19 protein-coding genes are annotated in these 20,603 nt (G+C 66.1%); 13 read left to right on the top strand and 6 right to left on the bottom strand.

Annotation, left to right across the window (positions count from 1 at the left end):
* The 3 genes from cax to AC1DJT_RS18815 all read left to right on the top strand — a co-directional run.
* The coding region (gene cax / locus AC1DJT_RS18825; RefSeq protein ID WP_476834632.1) for a calcium/proton exchanger at positions 1–1,014 on the top strand (1,014 nt) is incomplete at its 5' end.
* A gap of 180 nt (positions 1,015–1,194) precedes the next feature.
* On the top strand, positions 1,195–2,688 hold the full coding sequence (locus AC1DJT_RS18820; protein WP_476834631.1) for an amidase: 1,494 nt from the start codon (positions 1,195–1,197) through the stop codon (positions 2,686–2,688).
* A 41-nt stretch (positions 2,689–2,729) separates the two neighbouring features.
* Positions 2,730–4,316 carry an ABC transporter substrate-binding protein gene (locus AC1DJT_RS18815; RefSeq protein ID WP_476834630.1) on the top strand — a complete coding sequence of 529 codons (1,587 nt, stop codon included), beginning with the start codon at positions 2,730–2,732 and terminating at the stop codon, positions 4,314–4,316.
* A 21-nt stretch (positions 4,317–4,337) separates the two neighbouring features.
* Here the strand turns inward: AC1DJT_RS18815 and AC1DJT_RS18810 are convergent, their stop codons facing one another.
* Positions 4,338–5,951 carry a gamma-glutamyltransferase gene (locus tag AC1DJT_RS18810; protein ID WP_476775332.1) on the bottom strand — a complete coding sequence of 538 codons (1,614 nt, stop codon included), beginning with the start codon at positions 5,949–5,951 and terminating at the stop codon, positions 4,338–4,340.
* A 253-nt stretch (positions 5,952–6,204) separates the two neighbouring features.
* Here AC1DJT_RS18810 and AC1DJT_RS18805 point away from each other — a divergent pair, with 253 nt between their 5' ends.
* The 7 genes from AC1DJT_RS18805 (at position 6,205) to AC1DJT_RS18775 (ending at position 13,067) form a co-directional block, all read left to right on the top strand.
* A complete protein-coding gene (locus AC1DJT_RS18805; protein ID WP_441504290.1) occupies positions 6,205–6,765 on the top strand; it encodes a sigma-70 family RNA polymerase sigma factor in 561 nt (186 codons plus the stop codon).
* A 45-nt stretch (positions 6,766–6,810) separates the two neighbouring features.
* Positions 6,811–7,494: a hypothetical protein gene (locus AC1DJT_RS18800; protein ID WP_476834629.1), complete on the top strand. Its 684-nt coding sequence runs from the start codon at positions 6,811–6,813 to the stop codon at positions 7,492–7,494.
* 376 nt (positions 7,495–7,870) lie between these two features.
* Positions 7,871–9,313 (top strand): S8 family serine peptidase, encoded by a 1,443-nt coding sequence (locus AC1DJT_RS18795; RefSeq protein ID WP_476767684.1) that lies wholly within the window; start codon positions 7,871–7,873, stop codon positions 9,311–9,313.
* A 101-nt stretch (positions 9,314–9,414) separates the two neighbouring features.
* The gene (locus AC1DJT_RS18790; RefSeq protein WP_441504292.1) at positions 9,415–9,714 is read left to right on the top strand and encodes a hypothetical protein; all 300 of its coding nucleotides are present in this window, start codon (positions 9,415–9,417) and stop codon (positions 9,712–9,714) included.
* Between the two features lie 209 nt (positions 9,715–9,923).
* Positions 9,924–11,138 carry an MFS transporter gene (locus AC1DJT_RS18785; RefSeq protein ID WP_441504293.1) on the top strand — a complete coding sequence of 405 codons (1,215 nt, stop codon included), beginning with the start codon at positions 9,924–9,926 and terminating at the stop codon, positions 11,136–11,138.
* Between the two features lie 112 nt (positions 11,139–11,250).
* Positions 11,251–12,405 carry a glycosyltransferase gene (locus AC1DJT_RS18780; RefSeq protein ID WP_441504294.1) on the top strand — a complete coding sequence of 385 codons (1,155 nt, stop codon included), beginning with the start codon at positions 11,251–11,253 and terminating at the stop codon, positions 12,403–12,405.
* A 56-nt stretch (positions 12,406–12,461) separates the two neighbouring features.
* Complete coding sequence (locus AC1DJT_RS18775) at positions 12,462–13,067, top strand: class I SAM-dependent methyltransferase (RefSeq protein WP_441488328.1); 606 nt, start codon at positions 12,462–12,464, stop codon at positions 13,065–13,067.
* Between the two features lie 106 nt (positions 13,068–13,173).
* On the opposite strand, the gene AC1DJT_RS18770 is transcribed toward AC1DJT_RS18775, so the two are convergent.
* Complete coding sequence (locus tag AC1DJT_RS18770) at positions 13,174–14,244, bottom strand: patatin-like phospholipase family protein (RefSeq protein WP_476834628.1); 1,071 nt, start codon at positions 14,242–14,244, stop codon at positions 13,174–13,176.
* A complete protein-coding gene (locus tag AC1DJT_RS18765; RefSeq protein WP_476834627.1) occupies positions 14,241–15,026 on the bottom strand; it encodes a 3-hydroxybutyrate dehydrogenase in 786 nt (261 codons plus the stop codon). Before AC1DJT_RS18765 ends, AC1DJT_RS18770 begins: the two co-directional genes overlap by 4 nt.
* Positions 15,027–15,156: 130 nt before the next feature.
* Here AC1DJT_RS18765 and AC1DJT_RS18760 point away from each other — a divergent pair, with 130 nt between their 5' ends.
* The 3 genes from AC1DJT_RS18760 (at position 15,157) to AC1DJT_RS18750 (ending at position 19,034) form a co-directional block, all read left to right on the top strand.
* Positions 15,157–15,681, top strand: coding sequence for a transcriptional repressor (locus AC1DJT_RS18760; RefSeq protein ID WP_476834626.1), 525 nt, complete (start codon positions 15,157–15,159; stop codon positions 15,679–15,681).
* Positions 15,674–16,948 carry a flavodoxin-dependent (E)-4-hydroxy-3-methylbut-2-enyl-diphosphate synthase gene (gene ispG, locus AC1DJT_RS18755; RefSeq protein WP_476834625.1) on the top strand — a complete coding sequence of 425 codons (1,275 nt, stop codon included), beginning with the start codon at positions 15,674–15,676 and terminating at the stop codon, positions 16,946–16,948. The genes AC1DJT_RS18760 and ispG overlap by 8 nt, the downstream gene beginning before the upstream one ends.
* 106 nt (positions 16,949–17,054) lie before the next feature.
* A complete protein-coding gene (locus AC1DJT_RS18750; RefSeq protein ID WP_441504296.1) occupies positions 17,055–19,034 on the top strand; it encodes a potassium transporter Kup in 1,980 nt (659 codons plus the stop codon).
* Between the two features lie 117 nt (positions 19,035–19,151).
* On the opposite strand, the gene AC1DJT_RS18745 is transcribed toward AC1DJT_RS18750, so the two are convergent.
* The 3 genes from AC1DJT_RS18745 to AC1DJT_RS18735 form a co-directional block, all read right to left on the bottom strand.
* Entirely contained in the window at positions 19,152–19,913 is a 762-nt protein-coding gene (locus AC1DJT_RS18745; protein WP_441504297.1) for a GNAT family N-acetyltransferase, read from the bottom strand.
* Positions 19,913–20,371 (bottom strand): cupin domain-containing protein, encoded by a 459-nt coding sequence (locus AC1DJT_RS18740; RefSeq protein WP_476834624.1) that lies wholly within the window; start codon positions 20,369–20,371, stop codon positions 19,913–19,915. The genes AC1DJT_RS18745 and AC1DJT_RS18740 overlap by 1 nt, the downstream gene beginning before the upstream one ends.
* Before the next feature lie 9 nt (positions 20,372–20,380).
* A partial coding sequence (locus AC1DJT_RS18735; protein WP_476834623.1) for a hydroxyacylglutathione hydrolase C-terminal domain-containing protein occupies positions 20,381–20,603 on the bottom strand: 223 nt, incomplete at its 5' end.

Raw genomic sequence — 20,603 nt, 5'->3', positions numbered from 1 at the left:
CGCCTCAAGCCCGAAGCACATACACTCCTGTTCGTGCTTGCCGTACTTGCACTCGTACCCTTGGCGACGTTGCTGAGTCACGCGACGGAGTCCGTTGCCGTGAAGACAGGTGATGCCGTGGGCGGCCTTCTCAACGCCACGTTGGGCAACCTGACCGAGCTGATCATTGCGCTGGCCGCGCTACGCGCCGGTGAATTCAYGTTGGTGAAGGCGTCCATCGCCGGAGCGATCGTGACCAACACTCTGTTCATGCTGGGGGCGTCATTTCTGATCGGCGGTCTCAAATACCATGTGCAGGACTACAATCGGGTCAGTGCCCGCCTCCAAACGAGCCTTCTCTTTCTTGCCGTTGTCGCCATGCTGGCTCCGTCGATCGTTCCCGATGCGGGCTCCGTGGCGTCATCGAGCTTCGCCCATCAATTGAGCGTGGGTCTGTCGGTGCTGCTGATCGGGACCTATGCGTTGGGCTTGGTATTCTCGCTCAAGTCACACCGGGAGTTCTTCGGCAGCACGGATACAGCGGAGGCCGGCGAAGAGGCATTTCCGCTGGGCTTGGCTCTCGCGACCCTGGCCGGCGTTAMGGTCCTCGTGGCACTGGTCAGCGAAGTCTTCATCGAATCCGTGCAGCAAGCCGCTGTTGCGTTGGGAATGACGCCTGCGTTTGTAGGATTCATCGTCGTGGCGCTGGTCGGCGGCGCTGCCGAAATGGCCTCGGCGTTCTCCGGCGCGAGCAGAAACCGGCTTGACCTGAGCGTGGGCATCGCCTTGGGAAGCGCATCCCAGATCGCGCTCTTCGTCGCTCCGGTGCTGGTCCTGCTCAGCTACGTCATCGGTCCAGCGCCGATGAATTTGCTGTTCTGGCCGGGCGCGGTGGTCATGGTGCTCATTTCCACGCTGACCGCGTTCCTGACGACCAGCGGTGGTCGCTCGACCTGGTTCGTCGGCGTGCTCCTGCTGATGGTCTATCTGATTTTCGCCATGACGCTTTACCTTCTGCCGCCAAATATGCAGTAGGCGAAGCGGCCCGATCTTGGCCCGCGAGCCGGCCATCGGCCCGACCGCCGGCCGGCGCATCGGGTCGATGCAATCCTGTGCATTGCGAGGCCTGTCCCCGCGATGCCAGCTTGGCCTCCTGTCGATCTGGCTGACGAGACGCGGCCCTTGCGCCGCGTCATGCCAATGGAGGGGCCTGCCTTGAGCGAACCTTGCGATCTCAGTGCCGTCGAGGCGCGCGCCCTGATCGGGGCGAAGTCCCTCTCAGCCAGCGAATTGCTGGAAAGCTGCATCCGCCGCATCGATGCCGTCGACCCGGCCGTCAATGCCATGGTTGCGCGCGATGACGAGCGAGCGCGGGCGGCGGCGAGAATGGCAGATGAGTCGACGATGCGCGGCGATGCTCTCGGCGCCCTGCATGGCCTGCCGGTCGGCATCAAGGATCTCGAGAATGTCGCGGGCCTGCGGACGACCTAWGGCAGCCCGCTGTTTCGGGACTTCGTGCCGCCTGAAGACCAATTGATCGTCGCCTCGGTCCGCAAGGCCGGCGCCATCATCGCCGGAAAGACCAACACGCCGGAATGGGGCGCCGGCGCGAACACGCGCAATGCCGTCTATGGCGTCACCGGCAATCCCTTCGATCCCTCCAAATCGGCGGCGGGCTCCTCCGGCGGGTCCGGCGTCGTGCYGGCAACCAACATGGTGCCGATCGCGACCGGCTCGGATACGGGCGGCTCGCTGCGCAATCCGGCGGCCTTCAACGGCGTCGTCGGCTTTCGGCCGACACCGGGGCTGGTCCCGAGCGATAAGCGACCCTTCGGCTGGAACCCGCTGAGTGTGCTGGGCCCGATGGCGAGGACCGTGCCCGACCTCTGCCTGCTGCTCTCGGCCATGGTCTCGGACGATGCCTGCGATCCGCTGGCAACGACGATCTTCGGCCAGACCGTGCGCAAACCGGAGGATTTCGCGCGGCCGGCCGAGATCGACCTTGCCTCGCTGAAGGTCGCGTTGACGCCCGATTTCGGTTTCGCGCCGACCGAGCGGCATATCCGTGAGGTCTTTGCCGAGAAGACCGGGTTGTTCAATCACCTCTTTGCCGTCGCTGACGAGGCGACGCCCGATTGCAGCGGCACGGACGAAACCTTCGAGGTCTTGCGCTCGCTCTCCTTCCTGGCCTCGATGCATGAGCGGGTGCGCGACACGCCCGAACAGGTCGGCCCCAATGTTCGCGCCAATGTCGAGGAAGGACTGCGCTACAGCGCACTCGACGTCACCCAGGCGCTGAAGCAGCAGACCGTGCTCTACAAGAACTGGCAGAGCTTCTTCTCGCGCTTCGACGTCATCCTGTCGCCGGCCGTGACGTTGAGCCCGCGGCCCTGGAGCGAACTCTATCCGGCCGAAATCGACGGCAAGGCGACGCGAACCTATTTCCACTGGCTGGCACTGGCCTATGCCGTCACCGTGGTCGGCCACCCCGCGATCTCGCTGCCGGTCGKACTGGATCGCAACGGCATGCCATTTGGTTTGCAGATCGTCGGTCCGCGCGGCGGCGACGCCAAGGCGCTTGCCGTTGCGGCGGCCCTCGAGCGGGTGCTGGCAGGCGATCCACGTACGGCGCGACCGGTGCCGGACATCGCCGCGCTGGCGAAGGCTCGACGCCTGAGCGACAGTCCAGGGTTCCTGGGGTTCGACTGACGCGCCGTCGCCGCCAATACAATGACAAGAGGGGATTTCCGTTGAAGCGCCGTATATTCTTGAAGGGGGCCGTCGCAGCCGGCCTCGGCAGTGCCTCGTTGACGTCTCTCGCCCGGGCCCAGGCCGGGCGCTCCACGCTGATGAAATTCGTGCCGCAGGCCAATCTGAGCGCGCTCGACCCGATCTGGACCACCGCGACCGTGACCAATAATCACGGCTACTATGTCTTCGACACGCTCTTCGGCGCCGATATGGACTTCAAGCCGCAGCCACAAATGGCCGAAGGGCACGAGGTGCTGAACGATGGCAAGACCTGGCGCATCGCGCTTCGTGACGGTCTGGTCTTCCATGACGGCGCGCCGGTCAAGGCCGCCGATTGCGTCGCCAGCCTGAAGCGCTGGTGCCAGCGCGACCCGTACGGGCAGTTGCTGGCCAAGGTGGTCGAGAGCTGGCAGGTCGTCGATGACCGGGTCTTCGAGATCAAGCTGACGCGCGCCTTCCCGACGATGCTCGAGGCTCTCGCCAAGGTCGATACGCCGCCCTTCATCATGCCCGGACGGCTGGCCGTKACCGATGCCAGCAAGCAGGTGACGGAGATCGTCGGCTCCGGCCCCTACCGCTTCATCCCGGGCGAGTATGTCTCCGGCAGCCGGGTGGTCTACGAGAAATTCGCCGGCTACAAGCCGCGTCCCGAGCCGGCGAGCCGCAACGCCGGCGGCAAGACCGGCTATTTCGAGCGGGTGGAATGGCAGGTCCTGCCCGATCCCGCGACCGCGGCTTCGGCCCTGATGAAGGGCGAGGTCGACTGGTGGGAGCGTCCGTTGACCGACCTGCAGCCGCTGCTCGCGAGCAATCCCGAGATCAGGCGGGAGGCGACCGACACCTCCGGCCGGATGGCGATCATGCGGTTGAACCACCTGCACCCGCCCTTCAACAATCCCAAGGTGCGCCAAGCCGTTCGCATGGCGGTCAACCAGGAGGATTACATGCAGGCGACGCAGGGCGACGACACCACGCTCTGGCAGACCTGCCGCAGCCTCTGGCCGCGCGGCACGCCCTATTATACCGGCGAGCAGGAAGACCTGATGCCGCAAAAACTGGACAAGGCGAAGGCCGCCCTGGCGGCGTCCGGTTATGCTGGCGAGAAGGTCGTCATCATCAGCGCCACCGATTTCCCCGATATCGGCCCGCTCGGGCAGGTCACCGGTGAATTGCTGCAGCGTCTCGGCATGAATGTGCAGATGGCCGACAGCGACTGGGGCACGGTCGTGCAGCGTCGCGGCAATCGCGAAAGCGTCGAGAAGGGCGGCTGGAGCATATTTCACACCACCGGCCCGGCGGTGGGCTGGAGCAACCCGGCCCTGTCGCTGCTCGTCCGTGGTCAGGGAGCGAAGGGCTGGTTCGGCTGGTKGGAGAACGAGACCGCCGAGAAACTGGCCGAGGAGTGGCTCTACGCCGCCGATGCGGCTGGCCAGAAGAAGGCGGCCGTTGCCCTGGCGCGGCTGGCGCTGGAAGAGGTTGCGACCATCCCGCTCGGCCAGTTCGCTATTCGCACGGCCTATCGCAAGAGCCTGACCGGCATGCTGCCGGGCTCCGCGCCCTATCCGTGGGGCCTGCGCCGGGCCTGACCGGCGCAGGGCGGAGTCGCGTCAGGCCGCAGGGGCTGCCGCGACCGCGGCCGACCAGGGCGATACGAGATCGCTGCAACCCTCCGCGCCGTCGGTGTCGGCGCGGATCAGGTTCGGGCAGGCGAAGTTGATCGGCAGCACCCCGTGCTCGACGATCGAGACCGGTCCGGCCGCTTCCAGCGCATCGAGAACATCGTCGGGCAGGCGGCAATCGGCGCTGGTCGAATCCGGCCCGGAGACGTCGATGCGCGGCGCATGGGCGGCCTCGCCGACGTCCATGCCGAAATCGAGCGTCCAGGCCAGGCTCTGGTAGACGCTGGCGAGGATGCGCCGGCCGCCCGAGGCGCCCATGGCAAACCGCGGCCAGTTGCCGTCCTTCGGAGTCACCACGACCGGGCACATGTTGCAGAGCGGTCGCGCGCCAGGGGTGATCGCATTGGCGCTGCCGGGGCGCGGATCGAACCACATCATGCCGTTGTTCATCAGCACGCCGGTCTCGGGCAGCACGACGCGGCTGCCCATCGACGAGAGCAGCGTGGTGGTAATGGCGACAAGATTGCCCTCGCCATCGACCACGGTCAGATGCGTGGTGCAGGTGTCGGCCGGTTCCGGTGCAGCTTGTGCGGCGCCGAGTCCGGAGAGGCGCTCGGCATAGGCCTCGCGCATCACCGTCGAGAGCTTTGCGAACCAGGCGGCGTCCGGGCCTCCCGTCGGCGGAGCGACTGCCGCCATGCCTTCGACGACTGCGGCGAGCGTCGGGGCGGCCGTCAGCCCGCCGGCCGTGTGCAGCAGATGCGTTCCGCGCCAGTCGATCACGGGAGCCTGCCGGACGGTCGCTTCGCAGCCTGCGAGGTCGGTCGCATCGACGACGCCGCCCACTGCCGCGATATCGGCTGCGAGGCGCCTTGCGGTTTCGCCTTCGTAGAAGTCGCGCAGGCCGGCCTCGGCCAGGCGCTCCAGGGTCGCTGCAAGATTGCCGAGCCTCATGAAGCCCGGGACACCTTGATAGGGCGGCACCGGCGGCAGGCCGCCAGGCAGATAGATGCGGGCGCTTTCTTCATAGAGCCGCAAGACCGAGGCCGAGGAGGCGATCTTCAGCGTCGTGTACCAGTCCTGCGCCAGCCCGCGCCTGGCGAGCGCGATCGCAGGGGCGAGGAGGTCGGAGACCGGCAGTCCGCTGCCGAAATGCTGTTTCAGCGCCGCATAGCCCGCAACCGACGAAGGGATGCAGAAGGAGAGCGGTCCGTGGATATTGCGGTCGTCCACCACCTCCGGCCAGGTGAAGAGGTCCTTCTTCATCGCGCCGGTCAGCGGGTAGTCCGCCGGATCGGCGCGACGGGGCGCGACGGGGCCGAAATCGATGACCTGCGCCCGCTGCTCACCGGCCTTCAGCACGACCGCGAAGCCGATGCCGCCGAGACCGCTGTTCCAGGGTTCGACCGCGGCGAGCGCGAAGCAGGCAGCGACGGCGGCGTCTGCGGCATTGCCGCCAGCGTCCAGGATCGCTGCGCCGGCTGCGGCTGCCTCGCGGTTCTGCGAGACGACAATGCCGTTCTTTCCGCGCGCCGAGGGCTTGGTCAGGTTCCAGTTCTGCGTCCGGTAGACAGTCTCACGCGCGCTCTTGGCAACGGCCATATATCCAACTCCCCTTGTTCGAGGGCGCATGCTTCCACGATTCCGCGGCGCGGCGGAAGGCTGGCAAAGCAGGCCCGCCCTGCGATCGGCTCGGGGGCGGCTCTGCTGCGGCGGCAGGGTTCGCGACCCCAGGTTGAGGATGTCGCAGCAAATGGCTGGCGCAATGCGTGCGAGCCATTAATCTTGGAACGGATTGAACCTCCGCCGCATTCGCAGCGACAAACCTGCGAGCCGGCATGCAGGGCCCCGCGCGATGCATACCGAGTCCGACGAAGACCTCGTCAAGCGGATCGCCTCGGGCGACCGGCTCGCGATGAAGGTGCTGTTCTCGCGGCACCAGGTGCATGTCTATCGTTTCGCGCTGCGGCTCGTGCGCGACGAGACGGTTGCGGAGGATGTGATCAGTGACGTCTTCATGGACCTCTGGCGGCAGGCGGACCGGTTCGAGGCGCGCGCCAGCGTCACGACCTGGCTCCTCGCCATCACCCGCAACAAGGCCTACTCGCTGCTGCGCAAGCGGCGCGAGGCTGGCCTGGACGACGAATTCGCCGAATCCATCGAGGACGAGGCGGACGATCCTGAAATCGTGCTGCAGAAGCAGGACAAGGGTCTCGCGATCAGGGCCTGCCTCGGGAAACTCAGCCTCGAACACCGCGAGGTCATCGATCTCGTCTATTATCACGAGACCTCCGTGGAGGAGGTGGCGCGGATTGTCGGCATCCCCGAGAACACCGTCAAGACGCGGCTCTTCCATGCCCGCAAGAAGCTGGGCGAGCTGCTCAAGGCGGCCGGGATCGATCGGGGCTGGCCATGAGTGCTTTCGGAGGCCGGTTCGATCCGCCCAATCGGGAGGTGCGCCATGACTGAGGGCATCGCGACCGATCCGAGGCGACGTGAGCTCGRAGAGCTGCTGCCCTTCTACGCCAATGACCGCATTTCGGCTGCCGACAAGGCGCGCGTCGAGACGGCGCTGGCGACTGATCCTGAACTCGCCGCACGGCTCGAGATCATCCGTGAGGATATGGCGGAGACGATCCTGCTCAACGAGAGCCTGGGCGCCCCTTCGCCACGCGCGCTCGACCGTCTGATGGCCGGCATCGAAGCCGAACCGCAGCAGGCGCCGCTTCTGGCACGGGCCCGCGGCGGCTTCCTGAGCTGGCTCGGCCAATGGCTGGCGGCGCTGCCGCCGCGAAAGCTTGCCTATGCCAGCGCCGCGGCTCTGGCATTGATCGCGATTCAGGGCGTTGCGCTGACGGGCGTTGCCCTGCGCGGTGGCGGGGGTGGGTTCCGGACTGCGTCTGCGCCGGGAACATCGTCCTCGGAGCGTTATGTCCTGCTCAGCTTCGTACCGGATGCAAGGGCCGCCGACATTGCCGCTTTCTTCAAGCGCTACGAGGCGTCGGTGGTCGACGGTCCGCGCGCCAACGGCTTCTTCAAGGTGCGCGTCGGCGACGCGAAGCTGACGCCGGCGCAGGTCGACGCCATCGCGGCGCGGATGAAGGCCGAGGCTGCGATCATCAGCTTCGTAGCGCCGGCCCCGTAGCGGGCGCGACGGGGGCTTTGGGATGCTGGCCTTGGGGCCGAAATGGGGAGTGGGTGCCGTGCTCCGTCAAACCAGCGGGAGGTCGCATCAACAGTGGGCGCGATTTGCCGGTTGCGCCGCCCTTGTCTGGCTCATCGGGCTGATTTTCCCAGCTTCCGCTCAAGATTTCAGGACCGGCGGTCAGCGCTTCGGCCAGGGCCAGGGACTGAGCCAGAGGTCGGAGACAGGAAGCGATCGCGTCCCGACGACCAGGCCCTATCCCGACCAGCGTCCCGGTGGCGCGCCTGGGCGGCCGCCTCGTTATCCTGGACGATATCCGGGCGGAGGTAGCTGGGGGCCCGCGGCCGTCGGTGTCGGCGCCGGCATCATCGGCGGGTTGATCCTGGATCAAGCGAGCCGCCGGCCGGTCATCATCGAGGATTATGAGGAGGAGCCGGTGTTGCGCAGGCCGCGGCGGCCGCCGTCGGTTCGAGAGGTTGCGCCGCCCCGGACGCGGCGCGCCGCTCCTCCCGTCTCACCGCCGCCGACCCGAGCCGCCCGGCCGGCCGCGCGTCAGCCCAATGTGATCGTCCCGCCGGCCACCGAACGGCGGTTGGTCAATGAGGAGATCCTGTTCGAGCTTGCGCCGAATGCGCAAGCCGAGGCGGTGCTTCGCCGCTATCGCGCGACGCAGATTGCCAGCCGGCGGTTCGCGCTTGCCGGCATGACCATCATTCGTGCGCGTCTCGAGGGCGGCCGCAGCGCCAGGGGCGTGCTGGCCGAGATGGTGAGCGATCCGCGCGTCGCCAGTGCCCAGCCGAACTATCTTTATACCTTGCAGCAGGACGAACCGAAGGGCACCGCCCAGCCGGCGGGCGCGGATGGTGTACCGGTACCGCCAGCAGGCAGGCCTGACGATGCCGAAAAAACGATCGTCATCCCGGATCTTCCTCCGATCCCGCCACTTGTCTCGACTGTGCCCAAGCGCGAGCTGCAGCCGCAATATGTGGTCGAGAAGCTGCATCTCGACGATCTGCACAAGATCGCGCGCGGTGCGGCGATCCGCGTGGCCGTGATCGATTCCGGTGCCGATACCAGCCATCCGGAGCTGCAGGGTGTTCTTGCCGGTTCCTTCGATGCGCTCGGCGGCGAAGGCCAACCCGATGCGCATGGCACTGCGATGGCGGCGGCGATCCTGGCGCAGGCGCAATTGCAGGGGATTGCTCCGGGCGCGCGGCTTCTGGCGGCGCGCGCCTTCTCGGGAGCGGCGACGACGGGGCCCGCCAATGGCACGACCTTCCATATCCTGACGGCGCTCGACTGGGCGGCAGGCGAGGGCGCCCGCATTCTCAACTTGAGCTTCGCCGGCCCGCAGGACCGGCTGCTGTCACGCTCGCTCGCAGGGGCCAAGACCAAGGGCATGATCGCGGTCGCGGCCGCGGGCAATGGCGGAGCCAAGGCGGCGCCGCTCTATCCGGGCGCCGATCCGAATGTCATTGCCGTCACTGCGAGCGATGCAGACGACAAGCCGTTCTCCGGGGCCAACCGGGGTGATTACATTGCGGTTGCCGCACCGGGAGTCGATGTGCTCGCGGCCGAGCCGCAAGGACGCTACGCCTTCTCGTCAGGCACCTCGATCGCAGCGGCCCATGTCTCGGGACTCGTGGCACTGCTGCTCGAGAAGCGTCCGGAGCTCGGCCTCGATGAGGTGCGCAGGCTCCTGAGCGAAAGCGCCGTCGATCTCGGCGGCAGGGGCAAGGACCCTGTCTTCGGAGCGGGCCGGGTCGACGGACCGGCGGCCCTGTCGCGCGCCCTGCCAATGTCGACGGCTCGCCCCTGAAAAAAAAAACGGCGCTGCTTTGAACCTTCTGCGCGCTTGCCGCGACCAATGGTCATGGAGGGCGAATGGTTCGCTCCCGATCGAGCTGCAGGAGACAGACGATGACCACCTTCCGGAAGAGCATGGCCGCCACTCTCGCCGCCTTCACGCTCGGCACCGCGCTCCTCGCCAGCGTAGGTGGCGCCGAAGCCCGCCCGCGCTACCGCGGCCCGTATTGGGGTGTCGGTGCCGGCATCGTCGGAGCGCTGGCCGTCGGCGGATTGCTCGCTGCCTCAACTGGCCGTGCCTATGCCGAGCCGGTCTATGAGGAGGATGCTCCCGTCCGCCGCTGCGAGCTGGTCGAGCGCATCAACCGTTTCGGCGACGTCGTCGGCCACCGCCGGGTCTGCAGCCTCTACTGAGCCAGCGCGTGGCCTCTTGCAGTCCGGCTCTCCGCAACCTCCGGAGGGCCGGACCCGTTTGAGTGTCCGGCCGCAACTGGTCCAGCCGTGAAGTGTCCGCGCTGGGCGACGCGCAGCATCGCTTGCAGAGCATGGCAATGAAATTGTCCGGCCTCTCGGCTTGCTTTAGTGAGCGACTGACTGGTTAGCCGAAACATAAGTCATAGCTCATGAATGTGACTACGCCGGTCGGGATCGCCCGTCGCGCAACAATGCCCGTGCTGATCGCCCTCAGCGTCACGCACCTGCTCAACGACATGATTCAGTCGCTGATTCCGGCTATCTATCCGATCATCAAGACCGCCTATGCGCTCGATTTCGGACAGATCGGGCTGATCACCCTGACATTTCAGGTCTCGGCCTCGCTGCTGCAGCCGCTGGTCGGTCTCTACACCGACAAGAAGCCGATGCCGTATTCGATGGTCGTCGGCATGGGGTTTTCCCTGTTCGGCCTCGTCGGCCTGGCCTTTGCCAGCAGCTATTCGCTGCTATTGCTGGCGGCAGCCTGCGTCGGCATCGGTTCATCGATCTTTCATCCCGAGGCGACGCGCATGGCGCGCAATGCGTCCGGCGGGCAGCATGGCTTGGCACAGGGGATCTTCCAGGTCGGCGGTCAGACCGGGGGCGCCCTTGGGCCCTTGCTGGCAGCCTTCATCATCGTGCCGAACGGCCAGGGCAGCCTGGCATGGTTCTCGGCGGCGGCACTGATCGCCATGGCACTGATGGTCTGGACCGCAGGGCAGTCCGCACTCGTCGGTCCGCGGCAGGTGCGCGGCAAGGTCGCGGGTGCAGCCGACCCGGTCGCGATCCCGGCACCGCCCCTGGCGAGCGTTGCTCCGGCCGTCGCAATCCTGATTATTCTGCTGTTCTCGAAGAACGCGTACAGCGCGAGCTTCAGCTCGTTCTACACCTTCTACCTGATCGGGAAGTTCGGCGTTTCCGTCCAGACCTCCCAGGTCATGCTGTTCCTGTTCCTGGGGTCCTCGGCGGCCGGTGCCCTGTTCGGCGGCATGCTCGGTGACAGGATCGGGCGCAACAAGATCATCTGGTTCTCGATCCTGGGTGCGCTGCCCTTCACGCTCGTGCTGCCCTATGCCGACCTCTTCTGGACGGGCGTCCTGACCATTATCATCAACCTGATCATGTCGAGCGCCTTCGCCGCCATCCTGATCTATGCGATGGAACTGATGCCGGGCCGCATCGGACTGGTCGGGGGCTTCTTTTACGGGCTGTCCTTCGGACTCGGTGGCATTGCGGCAGCCCTGCTCGGCGAATTTGCCGACCAGCTCGGCATCGAGACGATCTATCGAATCTGCTCGTTCCTGCCGGCGATAGGCCTGCTCGCCTGGTTCCTGCCGACCCTGAAGGAACCGCGCCATAGCTGAGCCATGGAGGGTTTGGCCTTGTCTGGCTCGTGGCCGGACAGGTCTGCGGCACGGCCCCTGACAAGCGGGCCGCTTGACCTTCTCGTCCGCTTCAGCCTCATGTCCGGCCATCATGCGCCGCCCCAAACTCCTCTTCGTCGTCACGGAAGACTGGTTCTTCGCCTCGCATTTCCTGCCGATGGCGCGCGCTGCGCGCGAGTTGGATCTGGATGTCGTCGTGATCGCGCGGGAGCGCCAGCATCGTCGCGTCATCGAGGCGACGGGCGCCCGGCTGATTGCGCTCGAAGCGGAACGGGGCAGCCTCTCGCCGCTGGCACTGGTGCGCCAGGTCCAGACACTGAAGCGTCTGATCGCAGCCGAACGGCCGGATATCCTGCACTGCATCGCGCTGAAGCCGATCGCGCTGGCAGGGCTGGCCGGCAGGCTCGCCGGGATCGACCGGCGCGTCTATGCGCTGACCGGGCTCGGCTTCCTCGGGGCCAGACAGGGGCAGCTCGCCGCCCTTGCGCGGCTGGCCGCCCGGACCTGGCTGCGTGAGGCGATCGACGGACCCGGCGTCCGCTTCCTGTTCGAGAATCCCGATGATCCGGTGACGCTGGGGTTCGATCCGCAAGACAAGGGCAAGGTCGCGATCGTCGGCGGCGCGGGGGTCGATCCGCTCGTGCTGATGCCGGAGCCGATGCCGCCGGCGCCGCCGCTCAAGGTCGCGCTGGTCGCGCGCATGCTCTGGTCGAAGGGCGTCGACCTCGCCGTCGAGGCGGTGAAGCTCGCCAGGGCGCAGGGCGCGCGCGTCGAACTCACCATCCATGGTGCGCCGGACGCGTCCAATCCGAAGGCGATCCCGGAGACGACTCTCAAGGAATGGGCTGCGCGTCCCGGCATCCATTGGGCCGGTCCGACGCGCGATATCGAGGGTGTCTGGCGGAGCCACCATCTCTGCTGCCTGCCATCGCGCGGCGGCGAAGGGCTGCCGCGAACGATCCTCGAGGCGGCGGCCTGCGGCCGGGCTATCCTGACGACCGATGTGCCGGGCTGCCGCAGCTTTGTGCGCGACGGGCAGGACGGCATGGTGGTGCCGTCGGACGATGCGGCTGCGCTCGCCAAGGCGCTGATCGTGCTCGCAGCTGCGCCGGGGCTGGTCGAGCGGATGGGCGCGAGCGCGCGCAACCGTCTGCTCGATGGCCACACCGAACGCGATGTCATGGATGCGGTGAAGGCGCTCTATCGTGGCCTCTTGGCCCGGCCCCAGACGGATGTCGCGGCGTGAGCGCGCCGCTCGCCACGCTTGATCGGCGCGGCTTCATCCTCGCGCATACGCGGCTGATGCCGGTGCCTCATGCGTCCGAAATCAGCCTGCATGTCGCCGAGGAGGCGACCGAACTCTGGCAGAAGACAGAGGACGAGCTTGCGGTCATCGGGTTGCCGCCGCCGTTCTGGGCCTTCGCCTGGGCAGGCGGACAGGCGCTGGCACGGCACCTTCTCGATCATCCCGAGATCGTGCGCGGCAAGCGCGTGCTCGATTTTGCCAGCGGCTCGGGTCTCGTCGCGATCGCGGCGGCAAAAGCCGGGGCGGCCCATGTTCAGGCTTGCGATATCGATGCTTTCGCGGCCGAGGCGATCACGCTGAACGCGGAGGCGAACGGTGTCTCGGTGACTGCAGCTCTGGAAGACCTGATCGGGCGCGATGACGGCTGGGAGCTGATCTGCGCCGGCGATGTCTGCTATGAACGGGCCATGGCGGAGAGCGTGGTCGACTGGCTTTCGGGGCTGGTTGCCCGCGGCGCCGAAGTGCTGATCGGCGATCCGGGGCGCAGCTATCTGCCGCGGCAGCGCTTGCAGGAACTGGCGACCTATGAAGTCCCCGTGACGCGCTCGCTGGAAGACGCCGAGATCAAGAAGAGCACGGTCTGGCGATTGAGTATCGCCTGACCCGATGGCCCCGATCATGGGGCATATCGTATCCGATCCCATGATCTAACGTCTGCGGTTGCATGGGCTTTCACGAAAGCCGCAATCCACTTTCCGGGCCGATGCCCTAGGAGATCGCCTCCTTCAGGTCGAGCGTTCCCTGGACGCCGATGGCGTCGTAATTGCGTTTCAGCCAGCGCTTCGCGGCAGCGCGGCCCATGTCGCGCAGCCGCAGCAGAAAGTCCCATTCCGCGTTCATGCGCGTGGAACTGGTCAACTCGGCCAGAGGCGGCCCGCCATCGATGCGGTGCATCAGCACGCGCTTGTACTCGTCCTTGGGCAGCTTGCCGGCATCGACCAGGCGATTGACGAAATCGATGGCGCGCAGCTCGCGCAGCAGCGAGGCGTTGAAGGTGATTTCGTTCAGCCGGTCCTGGATGGCGCGGGCATTGGTCGGCAGTTCCTTGCGCTGCAGAGGGTTGATCTGCACCAGCAGGATGTCGTCGCCGGTAGCCTCATAGAACAGGGGAAACAGGGCGGGGTTGCCCATATAGCCGCCGTCCCAATAGGCCTCGCCCTTGATCTCGACCGCCTGGAATAGCATCGGCAGGCACGCCGAGGCCATCAGGTGGTCGGCCGTCAGTTCGTCGCCATTGAAGACCTTGATCTTGCCTGTGCGGACATTGGTTGCGGCAATGAAGAGCTTGACCGCCCGGCACGCCTGAACCTTGTCGAAGTCGATCAGGTCGGCGATCACGCCGCGCAGCGGGTTGATGTTCAGCGGGTTGACGTCATAGGGGCTCGCGACCTTGGAAAAGAGCTCGAACCAGAGCAGTCCGGGCTGGGTGCCGTTCTTGCCCCAGGCGCCGAGCATGGTGTCGATCAGCGAACGCTCGGAGCCGCCATATTTGCCGTCGACGCTGATGCGCCGCCAGAAATTCTCGAGCTGGGTGCGGGCGCCGTCGATGCYGCCGTCGATCCAGCCCTCGCTAAGCACGACTGCGTTCATCGCACCGGCGCTGGTGCCAGACAGCGCCTCGATGGCGAGGCGTCCGTCCTCGAGGATCGCATCGAGCACGCCCCAGGTGAAGGCGCCATGGGCGCCACCACCCTGGAGAGCAAGGGAAACGCTCTTCTCGGCCTTGGGACCGGCGAGGCCCTCGACCAGACGCGCGCCGGTCCTGCGCCTGCCGGTCACGCTGCGGTCCAGCCGCCATCCATCGGCAAGGTGGCACCGGTGATAGATTTCGCCGCATCCGTGCAAAGGAAGATCGCGAGCGCCGCGACCTGCTCGACCGTCACGAACTCCTTGGTGGGCTGGGCCTCGAGCAGCACGTCATTGATGACCTGCTCCTTGGTCAACCCGCGCGCCTTCATCGTATCGGGGATCTGCTTCTCGACCAGCGGGGTCCAGACGTAGCCGGGTGCGATGGCGTTGACCGTGATGCCTTTGGTTGCKACTTCAAGCGCGACCGTCTTGGTGAAGCCGGCAATGCCGTGCTTGGCCGAGACATAGGCCGACTTGAAGGGCGAGGCGACAAAGGCATGGGCCGACGCAGTGTTGATGATCCGGCCCCAGCCCTTGCGCTTCATTCCGGGCAGCGCGGCGCGGGTGGTGTGGAAGGCCGAGGACAGGTTGATCGCGATGATCTGGTCCCATTTCTCGATTGGGAACTCGTCGACCGGCGCGACATGCTGGATCCCGGCATTGTTCACCAGGATGTCGATGGCGCCGAATGTCTTCTCCGCCTCCGCAACCATGGCGGCGATCTCGGCCGGCTTGGTCATGTCGGCCGGCGAGAACTGGGCCTTGATTCCGAACTCCTTCTCGAGTCCGCTGCGCAGCGCCTCGGCATCGGGGGCCGGCATGATGCCGTTGATGACAAGATGGGCGCCTTCCCTGGCGAGTGCGCGCGCATAGGCGAGACMGATGCCGGAGGTCGATCCGGTGACGAGGGCGGTACGATCTTTAAGGAACATGAGCGTCGAGGCTCCTGACACGGGCTGAGAAAATGCTTACGTTGCATATTTGAACGGGCAGTCTTTCCGTCCCCGCAAAGGCGGTCGCGGCACGTTGCCCGATGTAGTATTGCAACGCAACATGATGAAAATGCAGCCACACGCCCACGCGCATGACGGCCATGACCATGCGGCCTGTCGCCATGCCCAGGATCACCAGCGTCATGCCGCGGAAGCGCTGGCGCGCGMCGAGAAGCTCTGCCGGGAGCGCGGCCTGAGACTGACGCCGATCCGTCGCAAGGCCCTGGAGGCCCTGCATGCCGACCATCGCCCGGTCGGCGCCTATGATCTGGCCGATCGCATTTCGCCGCCCGGTGGCCGGCGTCTCGCACCGATCTCGGTCTATCGCGCCCTGGATTTCCTGGTCGAGCAGGGGTTCGTGCACCGCCTGAGCTCGCGCAATGCCTATGTCGCCTGCCTGCACGGTCACGGCGCCAGCGACGTTGTCGCCTTCCTGATCTGCGAGACCTGTGGCGGCGTCGACGAGGATTCCTCGCCGGCCATGCGTCAGGCGGTGGCGGCGATCGTACATGGGCGACAATTCGTGCCCTCGCATCAGGTCGTCGAGATCGTCGGTCGCTGCGACCATTGCCGGAGCGCACATCCCCATGAATGAAACGGTTCTTACGGCCGCGCTTGCCGATGTCGCCGGGCCGCGGCCGCGCCGCTACACAGTTMCGGTTAAGGTCGGAACCGTCGAGGTTGGCGGCGGCGCGCCGATCGTCGTGCAGTCTATGACGAATACCGATACTGCCGATATCGCGGCCACCGTCGGGCAGGTCGCCGCGCTTGCGCGTGCGGGGTCCGAGCTCGTTCGCATCACCGTCGATCGTGACGAGGCTGCGGCTGCCGTGCCGCATATCCGCGAGCGCCTCGATATCCTCGGCATCGACGTGCCGCTGGTCGGCGATTTCCACTATATCGGCCACAAGCTGCTGACGGATCACCCGGCCTGCGCGGAGGCGCTGGCAAAATACCGGATCAATCCCGGCAATGTCGGCTTCAAGGACAAGAAGGACCGGCAATTCGGCCAGATCGTCGAGCTCGCGATCAAGCATGGCAAGGCAGTCCGTATCGGCGCCAACTGGGGCTCGCTCGATCAGGAGCTGCTGACCGCGCTGATGGACGAGAATGCCTCCTCCCCGCAGCCACTCGATGCGCGGGCAGTGATGCGCGAGGCCATGGTGCAGTCGGCCCTGCTCTCGGCTCAACGGGCCGAAGAGATCGGGCTGGCCAAGGACCGCATCATCCTTTCGGCCAAGGTCTCGGGCGTGCAGGATCTGATCGCGGTCTACCGGACGCTTGCGGAGCGCGGCGACTATGCCATTCATCTCGGCCTGACCGAAGCGGGCATGGGGTCGAAGGGGCTGGTCGCGTCCTCGGCTGCGCTCGGTATCCTGCTGCAGGAAGGCATCGGCGACACGATCCGCTTCTCGCTGACCCCGGAGCCCGGCGGCGACCGGACGCTGGAGGTCAAGGCGTCGCAGGAATTGCTGCAGACCATGGGGTTCCGCGCCTTCGTGCCGCTGGTCGCGGCCTGTCCCGGCTGCGGCCGCACGACATCGACGGTGTTCCAGGAACTGGCGCGGGATATCCAGAACTGGATTTCGTCCTCGATGCCGGACTGGAAGACCCGCTATCCCGGCGTCGAGATGCTGAACGTCGCGGTGATGGGTTGCATCGTGAATGGGCCGGGCGAATCCAAGCATGCCGATATCGGCATCTCGCTGCCGGGAACGGGCGAGGTCCCGACCGCTCCGGTCTTCGTCGACGGCAAGAAGGTCGCGACATTGCGCGGCGCCGGAATCGCATCCGAATTCAAGGACATGGTCAACGCCTATATCGAGCGACGCTACGGGATGCGCGCCGATGCGGCGGAATGAGCCGGCTCTCCTTGTGCGCGGTTCGGCCGCGCGCCTTTGCGCGGTGGCGGCGTTATGTTAGAGGCCCCGGCCTTTCGCTGCATTGCAGCACCCGCGGAGAACCCTGATGGGGCATGAGCAGCCGACTCCGCCGACCGGACAGGTTGGCGAGACACGTTTCGGCCTTGAAGACGGGCACGGCTCTTCTGCGACAGGCGGGCATTCGACCGCAAGCTACACGGCTCTCGCACTTGGGGCGCTTGGCGTCGTCTATGGCGATATCGGTACGAGCCCGCTTTACGCCCTGCGCGAGACCATCGTTACGGCCGCGGCGGTGCATAGCGGCGGCGGGAGTGAAATGGCGGCGGTGCCGCGCGACATCGTCATTGGCGTGCTTTCGCTGATCCTGTGGTCGCTCGTCATTGTCGTCACGCTGAAATATGTCGTGCTGCTGATGCGAGCCGACAATAATGGCGAAGGCGGCATCCTGACATTGGTGGCGCTGGCGCAGCGCGCGCTTGGCCGCATGCGGGGAGGAGTGGTGCTCTTCCTCGGCATGGCCGGCGCTGCTCTGTTCTATGGCGATGCGGTGATTACACCCGCGATCTCGGTGCTCTCCGCGGTCGAAGGCATCAAGCTCGTGACGCCGGCTCTCGACGACTACGTCGTCACGATCGCGTCCGTGATCCTCGTCGGCCTGTTCATGGTGCAAAGCCATGGCACCGCCAAGGTGGCGACCTTCTTCGGGCCGATCATGCTGATCTGGTTCGCGACCCTGGCGGGGCTCGGCATTCTCCACATCGCGGACGATGTCGGCGTGCTCGCAGCGATCAATCCCTATTATGGCCTGCGCTTCTTCGTCGATCATCCGAACGTGTCGCTGGCCGTGCTCGGCTCGGTCTGCCTGGCCGTGACGGGCGCAGAAGCGCTCTATGCCGACATGGGCCATTTCGGCCGTGGACCGATCCGTAGCGCCTGGATCTACCTCGTCTTCCCGGCTCTCGTGCTGAACTATCTCGGCCAGGGCGCGCTGGTTCTGTCCGACCCGACCGCGATCGACAACCCGTTCTACAAGCTGGCGCCGGAAGGCTTCATCCTGCCGCTCGTGATCATGGCGACGGTTGCAACGATCATTGCCAGTCAGGCCGTGATCACCGGGGCCTTCTCGCTGACCCGACAGGCGATCCAGCTCGGCCTGATGCCGCGCTTGGAAATCCGCCATACCTCCGAGCACACCTCCGGGCAGATCTATATTCCGCGCATCAACATGCTGCTGCTGCTCGTGGTGCTGCTGCTGGTCTGGAGCTTCAAGACGTCGTCGAGCCTCTCGCATGCCTATGGTATCGCGGTTTTCGGCACGATGGTCGTCAGTTCGCTGCTGGCCTTCATCGTCATCGAGAAGAGCTGGGGCTGGAGCCGCCCGGCCGCCGCGGCGTTGATCCTGCCGTTCCTCGTGATCGACGTCGCATTCTTTACCGCGAACCTGCTCAAGCTCTTCAGTGGCGGCTATATGCCGGTGCTGCTGGCCATCGCCCTGGTCGTCCTGATGGCGACCTGGGTGCGCGGCACCCGGATCCTGTTCGACAAGACCCGCAAGACCGATGTCCCGCTGCTCGAGCTGGTCGCGATGCTCTCCAAGAGCCCGCCTGTCCGGGTCAAGGGCATGGCGGTGTTCCTGACCAGCGACCCGCAGACGGCCCCGGCATCGCTGCTGCACAACCTGAAGCACAACAAGGTGCTGCATGATCGCAACGTTATCCTGACCGTGCGCTCGGCCGATACGCCACGCGTCGCCGACGAAGAGCGCGTTCGCCTCTCGCGCATCACCGACGATTTCTGGCGTGTCGAACTGGTCTATGGCTACATGGAGAGCCCGAACGTGCCCAAAGGGCTCGCCATGCTGCGCAAGCAGGGCTTCAAGTTCGACATCATGTCGACCTCGTTCTTCCTGTCGCGGCGCTCGATCAAGGCCTCACCGCAATCGGGCATGCCGATCTGGCAGGACAAGCTCTATATCACCCTGACCAAGAGCGCGACGGACGCGACCAGCTTCTTCCAGATCCCGACGGGACGCGTGGTCGAGGTCGGGACGCAAGTGACGGTGTAGCGCAGGATGATGAGGACGGCGGCGAGCCGACCCCGTCCCTGATTGCAGCCTGCCGATGTTCGGGCCTGGATCGCGGGCCTTTCCTGGGTCGCCAGTGAAGGCGGCCAAGCCGCGGTGTCATTCCAGGATGCGCGTCTCGTAGGCATAGAGCCGGCGAAAGCCGAGGCTCGCATAGAGGCTGATCGCGACCGCATTCGTCTGGTCGACCTGGAGATAGGCACGGTCGCAATCGAGCAGCTGCGCCCAGGACATGAGCCCGGAAACCATGCGCCGGCCAAGTCCCTGTCCGCGGTGACCGGGATCGACGACGATCGAGCCGATCTCGGCCATGCCGCGCTCGGCGACGCATATGCCATAGGCTACCGGCTCGCCGCCATGGAACAGCGTGGCGAAAGCCGCAGGCAGGCGCACCTTCTCGACGATCGCCGCCAGCTTGGTCTCGCTGCGTCTCGAGCCGGTCTGGTGCGACGTCACTCCCGCAATCCAGTCCCGGCTCGGACGGGCCTCGATCTGAAGCGCGGGTTCGACCTCCGGCGGCTTGCCGTCGAGATCGGCGATCAGCCCAAAGGATGCATCCTTCAGCCGGTAGCCGCGGGCGAGGATGCGCTCGCGCGTTGCTGCCGAGATCAGCGGGGTCAGCCTGACACAGGGCGGGAGGCCGTCAGCCTTGTAGAATTCCTCGATCAGTTCGAGGGTCGCATCGTCGAGTTCGGCCTCCGGCTTCAAGGGCGAGGCGGAATTCGCCCGGCCGGAATAGCCGTTGGCGAAGCGCACGACCCAGTCGCCGATCAGCAGCGTCGAGGGAGCCGGCCAGGCGTTGACGATGCGCCTTTCGCATTCGGCGATGCATGCCGGATCGTACGGAACATCAGAGATCATCAGGCGCCTCGTGCCGCGCGGGGTTGAGGCCGCCAGCCCGGTGGCGCCATCTCGAAGCCGGAGAAGTCGAAACCGGGCGCGACCGTGCAGCCGACCAGCGTCCAGGCACCGAGCGACGTCGCACTTTGCMACCAGCCGGTCGGCACCACGAATTGCGGGCGCTGTCCGGCGAGGAGATCGCGGCCGAGATGATGCGCCGAGGCGTCATGGCCGTTTGGGGACACGCTGATCACCAACGGCGCACCGGCATAGTGATGCCAGATCTCGGCTGCATCGACGCGGTGCCATTCCGATGTCTCGCCGGTGTCGAGCAGATAATAGATCGCCGTCGAAAAGCCGCGCCCCTCCGGTCCTGCCCCGTCGCGAAAGGTCTCGCGATAATGCCCGCCTTCCGGATGCGGCTTGAGCTCGAGCAGGCGAATGATCCCTGCCGCGCTCAACCCGTCTAGCCGGTTCATCGTCATCGCTCAGAACCTGTTCTTGGCTTCACGAAGGGCGGCGAAGACCTTGCCGGGTTCACCCCCGGCAAGGCCCGCAGAGGTTGCGAGCGCGGCTTGTCCGGCGCGGAAGAAGGGGTTGGTGGCCTTTTCCTCCCCGATCGTGGTCAGCGCCCAGAACCGCCCGGCCGCCTTGGCCGCTTCGGCCTCGGCGAGCCTGGTCTTCAGCACGGCATTGGCGGGATCCACGGAC

It is taken from the genome of Allobosea sp. 05T422_2, from assembly GCF_056396265.1.
The sequence above is the reverse complement of the archived record's forward strand: the minus strand, read 5'-3'. Positions and strand labels throughout refer to the sequence as shown.